The sequence below is a fragment of the Pseudobythopirellula maris genome (assembly GCF_007859945.1).
Taxonomy (GTDB): Bacteria; Planctomycetota; Planctomycetia; order Pirellulales; family Lacipirellulaceae; genus Pseudobythopirellula; species Pseudobythopirellula maris.
This window is the reverse complement of sequence record NZ_SJPQ01000001.1, coordinates 203,593-215,544: the sequence shown is the minus strand read 5'-3', so window position 1 is coordinate 215,544 and position 11,952 is coordinate 203,593. Positions and strand designations below refer to the sequence as shown.

Genomic DNA, 11,952 nt, shown 5'->3' with positions numbered 1-11,952 from the left:
TCAAAGCAACGCCCGGCAAACCAGCGCCCGGCGGCCGCGATGCGGCCACCGGCTCTCGAAGCCTAGTTTTAGCAATGCCCTTGACCCGCCCGGCTTAACGCTGGACGCGACAAGACCGAAGATCTCCACGACGAGCGGCGCCATGAGCGGCACAATTAGCATCCCATCGAGACGGCCCCCATTGCGGCGTTTGCTGGCGGCCGCCTGCTCGCTGGTCGTGCTGCTGGCCGCCGCGGCGAGCGCCCAGACTGCGGTCACGGTATCGGTCGACACCAACGCGCTGATGTCGACCTTCTCGCCGATGGGCTTGGGCATGCACACCTCGCCTTATTACAACTACTTCGGCGACGGCCGGATCGATGACATCGCCGAAGAGGCGGGCGTCACGACGCTCCGCTTCGGCGGCGGCGGCTACGCCGACGTTTACCACTGGTCGGTCGCCCGCCCGCAATGGGAGAGCGGCATCACCGGCGGTGGGCTCTCGCCGTGGTGGGGCGAGTCGGGCAACTTCGGCTACGTCGGACCGAACAACGATTTCGGCGTTTTCATCAACAAGGTCGACGACATCGAGAACGGCCGCGGCGTGGTCACGGTCAACTACGGCTCGGCGCTGAAGCTCGTCGGCGGGCAGTCGCAGGTCCCCGACTTCGGCGGCCAGCCCAAGGAGGCCGCCGCCCAGGTCGCTTACGCCAACGCCGACCCGGCGATCTATGGCACAGCTGCCGACGTCCCTCTGGGCGTCGACCAGCAAGGCAACGATTGGAAGACCGCCGGGTACTGGGCCCGGTTGCGCGCCTCCACGCCCGGCGAGTACCAGAGCTGGGCCAACGCCGATGGCGTGTACGAGCCGCTCAACCGCCACCTCGCCATCAACCGCGACGACGGCGCCGGCATCGAGTACTGGGAGATCGGCAACGAGACCTTCGGCACGGGCTACTACGGCGGCGGCCGCGGCTACAGTGTCGACTACGACCTCGCCTACGGCGTCAACCGGACCGGGGCCGCCGAGCTGTCGCCCGCGCAGTACGGCCAGGAGATCGTCGAGTACGCCCAGCTCATGCGGTCGGTCGATCCCACGATCAAGATCGGCGCGGTGCTCGCCACCCCGCCGGACGACACGTGGTCCATCCGCAACGGTCAGTCGTGGAACGACCAGGTGCTGGAGCAGGCGGCCGATGAGACCGACTTTGTCATGGTCCACTGGTACCCCACCACCAACGCGAGCGGCTCCTCGATCCTTGAGGAAGTCGGTGAAAAAATCCCGCTGATGATCGACGGCGGCCCCGCGGGCGGCCTGCCGAGCGTGCGCGAGTCGCTCACCACGCACGGCATCCCCGACGCCGAGATCATGGTCACCGAGTTCAATTACTTTGGCGACATCACCTCCGAGCCCGCCGACCCGGCCGAGGCCAACTTCGTGGCCGACGCTTACGCCAGCTGGCTCGAGCTGGGCGTCACGAGCGTGCAGTTCCTCGAGCTGATGGGCAAGGACTTCATCGGCGACGCCGCGTTCAACCAGACGAATGAGTTCACGCTCGGCTCGGCCTTCTACGGCGTGTCGGCCGTCGACAAGCTCGGCCGGCCGGGCGACCAGTTTGTCGAGACCGAATCGTCCGAAGACGAACTCCGCACCCACGCCGTGGTGCAGGCCGACAGCAGCCTCGCCGTGATGCTTCTGAACCATGACCGCTTCAGCGACGCCGAGGTGACGGTCGACGTGACCGGCATGCGGCTCGCCAGCGACGGCGTGCAATACTCGGTGCTCGACGGGCTGAGCCTCTCCGAGTCGCCCCTCGGCGGCCTGTCAGACCTGTTCACGGTGACGATCCCGACCCGCTCGCTAGCGGTGATCGTGATCCCCGCCTCCCTGGCGGGCGATTTCAACAACGACGGCACGGTCGACGCCGCCGATTTCACGGTGTGGCGAGACGGCCTCGACACGGGCGACTACACCCAGGCCGACTACGACCTGTGGGTCGAGCATTTTGGAGAGACCCAGGCGCCGCCCGCGGCCTCGTTCACGCCGGGCGAATCGGTCCCCGAGCCCTCGGCTCTGTGGCTCGCGCTGCTGGCCATCGCCGCACGACGAACGCAGTTCGGTCGCTGCGGCTAAGGGGCAGGCTAGCCACAAAGCTTCGACACGCTCTCGAAGGCCACTGACCACTCACCATTGACGCACCACCCAAACGATTCTAGTGCCAAGCTCTCAAGGGGTGGCGGGGGCGCACCGCGAAGCGGAAGCCCCCGAGCGTCACAGACCGGGTCTCACTATCCCGGGGGCTTCCCTGGCGGGAGCGCCCCCGCCACCCGCCGCTTGGACTTACGACGCTGTGTAAAAGCAACAGCCACGACAATCAGCACAGCCACGATCACGATTTCGAGCACACCCGGACGCAAAGTCACGGCAAGCAAAGCACCGATGATCGCCGCGATAATTAAGGCAGTGAACTTCGGCATGATGAACCTTGGAGTGAAAAAGGCGGGCTAGCGTTATTTGGCTCAGTTGCCGGCCGCCCGCGGAGGACGACACTCGATCGGCAGTGTACCACGATCGCAGGCGTAGCCGGTTAACTGCAGCCGGTGGTTAGGTGGCATATGCCCTTCGCTGTCACGAGAACGTCGCCCAAACACTAGCAGGCAAACTATTTTGGCCGAGCCTTTCCCTCTAGGAAACCTGGGACGGCACGGTCGACGCCGCCGATTGCACGGTGTGGCGAGACGGCCTCGACGCGGGCGACTACACCCAGGCCGACTACGACCTGTGGGTCGAGCACTTTGGCGAGACCCAGTCGCCGCCCGAAGCACTGTCCGAGTCCCGTTCTCGCCGGGCGACTCGGTCCCCGAGCCAGCGGCCGCTATGTTGGCCATTCTCATGCTTGCCGTCGCTTGCTTCCGTCGCTCGGCGTAGTCGATGCCATGCCCTCCGCGCTAAATGGGTAGCCCAGGTTCTTGAACCTGTGTGGCGCAGCCGCAAGAAACCACCCGCTAGCGCCGCCAATCGGTTGCGTATTTCAGGGCATCATGGTCAACTCCGAGGCTTCTTGTCGCCTACGGCGACCCAGGTTCAAGAACCTGGGCTATCCACTCTGGCGTGACAAGTACACGCTCGTGGATGAGCAAGAGTTAGCCGTGCCCGAGCCTCGAACGCTGTGCTTGATCTTCACGCGATGTCAGTCGCCGGCTACCGGCCGACGAAGTAGCCCCGCGCGTCCCACTCCAGCACGCCGATCGGCGAGCTGCGCTCGCCGAGGCCGACCCGCTGGTGGAGCAGGTGCAGCCGACCCTCGCGGCGCCACAGCTCGGCGTCGTGGTTGGGCTCCCACGTGCCGAGCGGCTCGATCGTGAGGTCGAGCAGCTCCCAGTTCTTGCGGTCGGTGCTGTGGGCCACGGTGACCACGTCGCCGCGGCGGTCGTAGCGCATCACCACAAGGGTGCGGCCCGTGTCGTCGACGAGCACGATCGGGCGGGCGAGGTCGCGCACGTCCTCGGCCCGGCGGCTGTCGTCTTGCGCGTTGCGGTGGGTGATCTGCGAGGTGCGCCAGCGCTCGCCGTCGTGGTGCACCAGCATGTACTCACGCGAGTGATTGGGGGGCGAGTCGTGCGCACCGGGCGCCCACCAAGTCGCCACCAGCGGTCTGCCTTCGCGATCGACGGTCATCGACGCCTGGTTGATCAGCGAGCTACCCTCGGGGATCACGGCGATCCGCTCGGCGTTCGCTTCGCTGAGCGGCAGCGGGAGGGGTTCGCCGCTGCTCGTGCGCCACGTCGCGCCGCCATCGCTTGACCGGGCGTAGTAGAGATGGCTGTTGGATTGCCACCGCCAGGTGTCGCGGCAGGTCCAGGTCATGTGCAGCTCGCCGTCCAGGCCCCAAGCCAGGTTGTTGGGATAGGAGTTCACCGTGCGGGGCTCAGCGTCTTCGCTAGGCGCCGGGTCGCCGTCGAACAGCGGCCGGTGCATCGGCTCCCACCGGCGGGCAGACAAGTCGCAGCGATTCACCTGCGTGTCGCCGTTGCCCGAGCCGCCCCCCGAATCGTTGCCGGTGCGATAGCTGAACAGCAAGTCGCCCGCGGGCGTGTTGTAGAACTGCGGGTAAGTCACGAGCCCCTCGGCCGAGCCGGTCACCGTGATCTCCTCGCCAAAGGCGATCGGTCCGGCGAGCGTAGCGGGCGACGCCGATCGGATGTAGCGCAGGTCGTGGTTGTGCATGCCCCACGCTAGGTGCAGATAGCCCTCGCCGTCGACGCCGAAGGCGATCACGTTGTGCGTGACTTGCAGCCCCGAGTGGTCGTCGGTCAGCTCGGTCGGGAAGACACCCGCCAGTCGCCCGCGGCGCCCTTGCGGCGGGCTACGGTTACCCGGCCTTGGTCGTCGTAATAGGCGGCAAGTTGCACGTCGCCCACGGTGAGCAACGCTTGCTGGCGAAAGCTCACGTGGTTCATCGCGTTGACCGCCCAGGCCGGGCCGATCGGCGCGAGCCTGGCGCCCGCCTGCGGCTAGACGGCAATGGGCGGGGCGAGCAAACAGCACGCGAGCCACCAAAAATGGCTCCAACAGCGAAGATTCATGCCGGCTGACCGGCGTTGCTATGACTTGCGAAGAAACCCGAGAAGAGGGCAGGGGGGGGGCGGCGTACGCCTCGCATGCATCAAAAGCGGCAATTGCTTTATTGCAGGCAGGTGGCGTGCTATGCTCGATCCGGCATAGGGACGCGCACGCCCCGCCATGCTCCCTCCCACACCGCCCTCCGCCGCTCGCCGAAGGCCCTCCATGCCACGCCCCGCCGCACTGCTGCTCTTGGCTATCGTCGCCGTGTTTGTCGCCACCAACGCGGTGGCCGACCAGCCGCTGAGGATCGCCACCTACAACGCGTCGCTCAATCGCGGCTCGGCCGGAGCGCTCGCCGCGGAGCTGAGCTCGCCCGGCAGCAACCAGCCGGGCCGCATCGCCGAGGTGATCCAGCGGATCAACCCCGACGTGCTGCTGATCAACGAGTTCGACTACGACCCCTCGGGGCAGGCGGTCGAAGACTTCCTGACGAACTACCTCGGCGTTTCGCAAAACGGCCTGGAGCCGGTCGAGTACGACTATTGGTTCAGCGCCCCGTCGAACACCGGCGTGCAGCCCGAGGACGAGCTCGGCGAGGGGTTCGACTTCGACTTCAACAACAACGGCCAAACCGACAACCCGGACGACGCCTTCGGCTTCGGCAATTTTGCCGGCCAGTACGGCATGCTGGTCCTCTCCAAGCACCCGATCGCCGACGAGGGTGTGCGGACGTTCCAGAAGTTCCTTTGGCAAGACATGCCCGGCGCGTTTCTGCCGGACAATCTGTCGACGCCCGAGACCCCGGCCGACTGGTACTCGCCGGAAGAGCTCGCCGCGTTCCGGCTCTCCTCTAAGAGCCACTGGGACGTGCCGGTCGAGGTGGCGGGCGAGACGGTCCACCTGCTCGCTTCGCATCCCACGCCGCCGGTGTTCGATGGGGCCGAGGACCGCAACGGCCTGCGCAACCACGACGAGATCCGCTTCTGGGCCGATTACATCGACCCGTCGGCGAGCGGCTACATCTACGACGACGAGCAGTTCGACCTGCTCGGCGCCACACCCGCCGAACCGACGGGCGGTTTGGCGGCGGGCGAGTCGTTCGTGATCCTCGGCGACCAAAACGCCGACCCCGACGAGGGCGACAGCTCGATGGACGCCGCCCAACAGCTCACCGATCACCCGCTGATTAACAACACGTTCTCGCCGGGCGGAGGATTCGGGCCCGACCCAGACGACACCGCCGCGTTTACCGGCGGGCTGCGTGTTGACTACGTCCTCCCGTCGCTCGACCTGACGGTGGTTGACGACGATGACCACACCGGCGTCTTCTGGCCGCTCGGCTCCGACCCGCAGTTCGGCGCCATGACGGCGACCGACCACCGTCTGGTGTACGTCGACTTCGTCATCGAGACGCTCGGCGGCGACTACAACTTCAACGGCGTTGTCGACGCGGCCGACTTCACCGTGTGGCGTGACAATTTTGGGGCGACCGGCCTGGTTGGTATGCCCGGCGACGGCGACGACGGCACGGGCCTTGGCTCGCCCGACGGCGTGGTCGACATGGCCGACTACGACTATTGGGTCGCGCAATTCGGCCAAACGCTGCCCGGGCCCGCCGCGTCGGTCCCCGAGCCCGCAGCCGCGGTGCTCGTCCTGCTCGCCGCCCCCTGGGCCCGCCGCCGCGTTCGCTAGGGGCCCCGTCACGGCCCAAAAAATCATTGACACGGCGCCCCAGCTCACCTAATGTGATGCTGCGCCGTCGGCGTTGAGCCGGCCGCTAAACAGCCGCCTTCCGAGCTCCGCCACCCATGTCCGCACGAATCGCACTGGCCGCCGCCAGGACTTTCTGCGCCGCCTGCTTCACCTTGGCGCTGGCCGCTCTCTTTGCCGCGCCCGCCGCGGCGAGCGTTTTGCTGTACGACTACAACCTCGTGGTCGGCGGCGACTTGGTCTCCACGTCCAACATCCGCGGCAAGACCGTCGTCGGCGGCAGCGTCACGGGCGCCAACTCCGCCGACTTCGCCCAGGGCCTCAACGCCGCGGACAACAGCGGGGTGGTCACCCTGCTGGTCGGCGGCGACATCGCCACGGGCAACCCGCTGAACATCGGCGCGGGCGACGTGCGCACGGGCGGCTCGGTCTCGCGGATCCTCAACTTCAACGGCGGCGGCACGCTCACCTCCGGCGACCCGACCGCCCCGGCGGCCGCCCAGTCGATCATCGACCAGATCGCCCCCGCGTCGGACTACTACGCGGGGCTCACAGCCGACAGCAGCGTCAGCCCGGCCGGCACGCAGCCCGCGGCGGTCAAGTTCACCGCCACCCCGGGGGCCGACAACGTGGCCGTGTTCGAGGTCGACGCCGCGCGGTTCTCCGACAGCAAGTCGCAGCAGTACGAGCTGCTCTTCGGCGCCGGGGTCGACGCCAACACGCTGTTCGTTTTCAACGTCTCGGGCTCGAGCGTCACGTTCAACCAAGGCAACTTTGTCGGCGACTTCAACAACGCGTCGCGGCGGCCGAACATGATCTGGAACTTCTACGAAGCGACCACGATCGACTTCGACCGGATGTGGAACGGCACGGTCCTGGCGCCGCTGGCCGACCTGACGATCCGCAACAACGTGGAGGGATCGGTCTTCGTTGGCGGCGACTTCGACCAACGGGGCGAGGTCCACTTCCCGCTGTTCGCCGGCCCGACGCCCCCCTCGCCCCCGCCGCCCGGCGGCGAGGTCCCCGAGCCCGCCGCGATGTTGGTCTGGGCCATGCTCGGCGTCACGCTCGGCGGCGTTCTACGCCGCCGCTGAGAGAGCCCAAAACGATTCTGCAACAGCAGCCGCACTCGGCCGCGACGCGAAATGGGCCTATGCGCTGAGCCATCATCGTTGGCTGAGCGATCTCTGGGGGGGGAATCCTCTCAGTCCTTAAGCCGCAGCCATCCGTCGTCTTTCTAAGGACGCAACGGGGTCAAACGCCTGGCAATCGCCCTAAGAGACTGGTGAAAAGCCGTTGCAGTTCGGTGGCGTCGATCGGTTTGACAAGGTGCTTGTCGAAACCGGCCGCGCTCGACCGCTGCCTGTCCACCACTTGGCCGTTGCCCGTGACCGCGACAAGGGTGATTGCTGCGCCCCACGGCTCGGCCCGCATGCGACGCGCGGCTTCGCACCCATCCATCACCGGCATGTTCACGTCCATGAGCACGACTTGGGGAAGGAAGTCGGCGGCCTGCTCGAGCGCCTGGCGCCCGTCGCTAGCGCGTCGCACCTCGTTGCCGAACTTCTCGCACAGCGCGCCGAGCAAGTGCGCCGCGCCCCGGTTGTCGTCGACCACTAACACTCGCAGCCCGAAGTCCTCGGGGAACAATTCGTCCTCCTGATCCGGCGTCTCCTCGATCTCGGTCAAGGAGGGGCTCTCGTGGAGCGGCAGCCGCACGCGGAATTCACTCCCCTTGCCGGCGCCCTCGCTCTCCACCTCGACGGTCCCGCCGTGCATCTCGACCAGAGATCGAACCAGCGTCAAACCAATCCCGAGTCCCGTGTGGCCACTCTCGAGCGACCGTTCGCCCTGGTCGAACATGTCGAAGACACTCTGCTGAATCTCGGCAGGTATGCCGACGCCCGAGTCCTTCACGCGAACGACCGCTTCTCCGCGTTCGACGGAGCACCCCAGGTCGATGCTTCCCCCAGGCGGCGTGTACTTTGCGGCGTTGGTCAATAAGTTTGACACGACCTGCGCCATCCGGTGCGGATCGACATGCAAGACGGTCGGCCGGTCGGGGAGGCGCACCGTCAGCCGGTGCCCCGACTCTTCGATCAACGGGGTCGAGGCCTCAACCGCGCTGCGGACGACCTCTTTGAGGCTCACCTGCTTGCGGCGTAGGTTGAGCTTGCCGCGGGTGATCCGAGAAACGTCGAGCAAGTCGTCGACCAGGGCGACAAGCTGCAGCGTCTGCCGCTCCATGACTTGCCGCGTTTCTTCCGCAGCCTCCGGTTCGTCTTTGGATAGCTTCAGCAACTCGAGGCCGGTCCGGATGGGCGCCAGCGGGTTGCGGAGCTCGTGCGCGAGGGTCGCCAGGAACTCGTCTTTGCGACGATCGGCTTCGCGCAACGCCTCGTGGGCGAGGTGCAGATCGCTCGAATCGAAGTAATAACAGATCACGCCCAATTGACCGTCGGCGAGTGTGAGACGCTGCAGCTCCCATTCGTACCCCTCGACCGAGCCGACATCGACGCGGCGATTGACAAAGTCCTTCGACATGTAGGGCTTGCCGGTCTCGATCGTTCGCTTAAAGGCGGTGACGACGTTGGCGGCCACCTCTTCCGGCCAAAGAATCCTCATCACTTCGCCGATGTGACGGCCGAGCACCGGACGCACGTTCCGGAACGCGCCCGTCTGCGATCGGCTGTTCATATGGACGATCTGCAATTGCGAATCGACGACGTACATGCCGAACGGGGACCCCTCGACGAGGCGTCTGAAACGCTCTTCGCTATCCCGGAGCCTCCGATTGGCTGCGGATCTCTCGATGGCTTCCCAGCAGTGGGACGCCACGGTTTGGACAAGCTCGATCTCCTCTTTCCGCCAGATTCGCGGGGAGGTGTGGTGCACGGCCATCGCGGCGGTCAGGCGCCCATTCTTGTGCAGGGGAACGCACACCACGGCCCGCAAACTCAACTTCTCGTAGGACGGGCGGCACTCGGAGGTGACGTGGGGATCGGTCTCGGCGTCTTCCACGACGAAGGGCTCGCCGGCCATCATCCGCCGCTCGCATTCCGCGCCAAACGCCGCCACAGGCCAGCGGCCGGCGATGCTCGGTACGCCCCGGCTGTATTCGCCGATGACGACGAAATCCGCTTCGTTGACCACCTCGGCGTACGCGCACCGATCCGTGCCCAGGTGCTCGGCGAGGAGTCGCGCGGTTTGGTCCGTCACCTCGTCTGGCGCCGCGAGCGGCTGGGTTGTTGTCGCGAGTTCCGTGAGGAACTGCTGACGCTTCTCCGTGTTACGCCTCTCGGTGAGGTCGAGCATCGAACCGACCATCCGGATCGGCTTTCCGTCGCGGTCGTGCACGATGGTCCCCCGGTCGAAGACCGTGGCGTAACCCCCGCCGGACTTTCGGAACCGGTACTCGTCGCTCCAGTGCGTCCGTCCACCGTCGATCGCGGCGTGGATGCCGTGCGATACTTTGTCGCGGTCGGCCGGGTGAATCTGGTCGATCCACCACGTCGCGTCCGGTCCTACCTCAGAGGCCGCGTAGTCGAATCGCGTCTGCACACCCTCGTTCCACGTCACGGCGTTGGTCGTGAAGTCCCAGTCCCAGATGGCGTCGTTGGCGGCCTGCCCCACGAGCCGGTAACGCAATTCGCTCTCTTGGAGCGCCTCTTGCATACGCGCCTGATCCGTGACGTCTCGGAGGATGTGCGCCGCGCCGACTTGATCCCCGTCGGCCCCGAAGAGGGGACTGAACTGCAACTCGAACACCCGAGCCTCCGCCTCGCTTGGGCCGAACTCCATGACCACGCTGAAAGTCTCTCCCGCATGGGCTCTCCCCCACAGCGCACGGGCCTTCTCCCGTTCGTCGGGCCATTGGGCCATCGCCTCTAGCATGCTCACGCCATGCACGAGCGGCGTTCCCCAGAGCGACTCGAACGTGGACTTGTAGGCGTCGTTGAAATAGATGTAGCGGTACTGATCGCTTTGGGCGGCGATCTGTTCGCGGGTTCCCTTCGTGATCCCCTCCAGGATGGCGGCGTTGTGGCGGATCTCCTCCTCGGCCAGTTTTCGTTCGTGGACGTCAATCACGGATCCGATGTACCCAAGGAACCGCCCCGCCTCGCCGAGTCGCGGCTTGCCGGCGTCGATTGCCCAACGGTACTGGCCGTCGGCCCGCCGCAACCGGTAGTCCAAGGAAAACGGCTCGCGGCTGACGTTGGCGTCACGAAAGATTCGCCCCGACGCCTCACGGTCTTCCGGATGAACCGCGTCGAGCCAGCCAAAGCCAAGGGCCTCCGACTCGGTTTGTCCTGTAAACTCGTACCAGCCATTCGATAGAAACGTGCAAGCGCCATCCGGGTCGGTGATCCAGAGCATCGCCGGCGCGGCGTCGGCCATCGATTGGAAACGCCACTCGCTGGGTTGCGACGGTTCGCCTGCAGCAACGACACTCAGGTTCGCGCCAGGCTGCTCCGCCCCGCGAACGTGATCCGCCGGTAAATGCGCAAACCCAAACGGCAGCGCAACCACGACGCACGACCCGCGCCCCTCACGCGCTACAACACGCGTCTCGCCCCCGAGCAACTCGATCGACTCCCGCACAGAGTCGTGCACGCCAAGCGCTTCGCCGCTCGTTCGTGCGTCGGCGTCGCTAACCTTTGCGGCGCCTTGCGTTGCACCCTCATTCGCAAAGCCGACGCCGGCCCCGGTGATGCTGAGCACCGCGGAGCCATCGCTAGCGACCAGTCGGACGAGAACCTCGTCTCCAGCCGGGTTCCGAATGGCGTCCGAAAGCAGGTGAAGCACCAACGCGGCCCAGCGTCGTGCGTCCACGTAGACCGGCTGCGGCAAAGGCGGGCAGTCGACGGTGAGACGCAAGCCCGCCTGCTCAACCACCGGCCGCAAGGGTTCGACCAAGTCGGCGGTCGCCTTCGCAAGATCGGTCGCTTCGAAGCTTAGTCGGATCGACGCTTCCTTCATTGCCGTTTCAGTAGGGAGCGTGCTGAGAGGGGGAGTTGGGTCGTCCGACCGAGGCGAGCAACGTGATCCACCATCATACTCAAGCCGAGCGGGGTGAGCACTAGCAACCGAAGGCCACTTCAGCGGATTCGATCGGCTCAAGAACCTATGGCACAGCACACGGCCGCTTGCCATCGATGAGACGCGGCAGCACCGCACACCGCTCTGCGGCGTCGCCGCTTTTCCGCTCGGCAATGACGTCTCGTTGACTTGGCAGCCGAACGACCAATGCGAAGGAGTAGCCAGCCAAGGACGGTGCGTTGCTGCGAGTCTCCTCGATTCAGCCGACCGGCATCAGCCGCCCGAGACTGGTCGCCATGACGAAGCGTGTTTCAACATGGCCCAAGAAAAATGCGCGGGCCGGTAGCCCAGTTTCTTGAACCTGGGTGGCGAAGCCACAAGAAGCCGCCATAGGGCGTTGTCGATCGGTGGCGTCGTTAGCGTGTGGCGGCCGGCCCGAGTGCTTCTTGTCGCCTGCGGCGACCCAGGTTTGAAAACCTGGGCTACCGATCCATCCCAACGGACTGCGTGGGGGTGGCGGGGGCGCTCCCGCCAGGGAAGCCCCCGGGCCAATAAGAGCGGGGGTGCGCTGCTCGGGGGCTTCCGCTTCGCGGCGCCCCCCGCCACCCCATTTTCTAAACCGGCCAAAACTTGGCGAATGAATTTTTCGGTTTCCA

Annotated in this window: 7 protein-coding genes; 3 read left to right on the top strand and 4 right to left on the bottom strand. The window is 66.1% G+C overall.

Annotation, left to right across the window (positions count from 1 at the left end; all coding sequences use genetic code 11):
- Positions 1–142 precede the first annotated feature (142 nt).
- On the top strand, positions 143–2,113 hold the full coding sequence (locus Mal64_RS00805; RefSeq protein WP_146395753.1) for a hypothetical protein: 1,971 nt from the start codon (positions 143–145) through the stop codon (positions 2,111–2,113).
- 155 nt (positions 2,114–2,268) lie between these two features.
- On the opposite strand, the gene Mal64_RS00800 is transcribed toward Mal64_RS00805, so the two are convergent.
- From Mal64_RS00800 to Mal64_RS19555, 3 genes are all read right to left on the bottom strand, one after another.
- A complete protein-coding gene (locus Mal64_RS00800; protein ID WP_146395751.1) occupies positions 2,269–2,457 on the bottom strand; it encodes a hypothetical protein in 189 nt (62 codons plus the stop codon).
- 724 nt (positions 2,458–3,181) lie between these two features.
- Positions 3,182–4,258 carry a BNR repeat-containing protein gene (locus Mal64_RS19560; protein ID WP_197525309.1) on the bottom strand — a complete coding sequence of 359 codons (1,077 nt, stop codon included), beginning with the start codon at positions 4,256–4,258 and terminating at the stop codon, positions 3,182–3,184.
- A gap of 35 nt (positions 4,259–4,293) precedes the next feature.
- A complete protein-coding gene (locus Mal64_RS19555) occupies positions 4,294–4,431 on the bottom strand; it encodes a hypothetical protein (protein WP_197525308.1) in 138 nt (45 codons plus the stop codon).
- 337 nt (positions 4,432–4,768) lie between these two features.
- On the opposite strand from Mal64_RS19555, the gene Mal64_RS00790 reads away from it, so the two are divergent.
- Both Mal64_RS00790 and Mal64_RS00785 read left to right on the top strand, forming a co-directional pair.
- Positions 4,769–6,238, top strand: a complete 1,470-nt coding sequence (locus Mal64_RS00790; RefSeq protein ID WP_146395741.1) for an endonuclease/exonuclease/phosphatase family protein — start codon at positions 4,769–4,771, stop codon at positions 6,236–6,238.
- A gap of 116 nt (positions 6,239–6,354) precedes the next feature.
- Positions 6,355–7,350: a choice-of-anchor A family protein gene (locus Mal64_RS00785; protein ID WP_146395738.1), complete on the top strand. Its 996-nt coding sequence runs from the start codon at positions 6,355–6,357 to the stop codon at positions 7,348–7,350.
- Between the two features lie 160 nt (positions 7,351–7,510).
- Here Mal64_RS00785 and Mal64_RS00780 read toward each other — a convergent pair whose 3' ends face one another.
- Positions 7,511–11,236: a PAS domain S-box protein gene (locus Mal64_RS00780; protein WP_197525307.1), complete on the bottom strand. Its 3,726-nt coding sequence runs from the start codon at positions 11,234–11,236 to the stop codon at positions 7,511–7,513.
- Positions 11,237–11,952 lie beyond the last annotated feature (716 nt).

Bases quoted from the DNA above. Each gene is read 5' to 3' on its own strand.
- Mal64_RS00805 (WP_146395753.1), top strand. From the start codon at position 143: ATGAGCGGCACAATTAGCATCCCATCGAGACGGCCCCCATTGCGGCGT.
- Mal64_RS00800 (WP_146395751.1), bottom strand. From the start codon at position 2,457: ATGCCGAAGTTCACTGCCTTAATTATCGCGGCGATCATCGGTGCTTTG.
- Mal64_RS00790 (WP_146395741.1), top strand. From the start codon at position 4,769: ATGCCACGCCCCGCCGCACTGCTGCTCTTGGCTATCGTCGCCGTGTTT.
- Mal64_RS00785 (WP_146395738.1), top strand. From the start codon at position 6,355: ATGTCCGCACGAATCGCACTGGCCGCCGCCAGGACTTTCTGCGCCGCC.
- Mal64_RS00780 (WP_197525307.1), bottom strand. From the start codon at position 11,236: ATGAAGGAAGCGTCGATCCGACTAAGCTTCGAAGCGACCGATCTTGCG.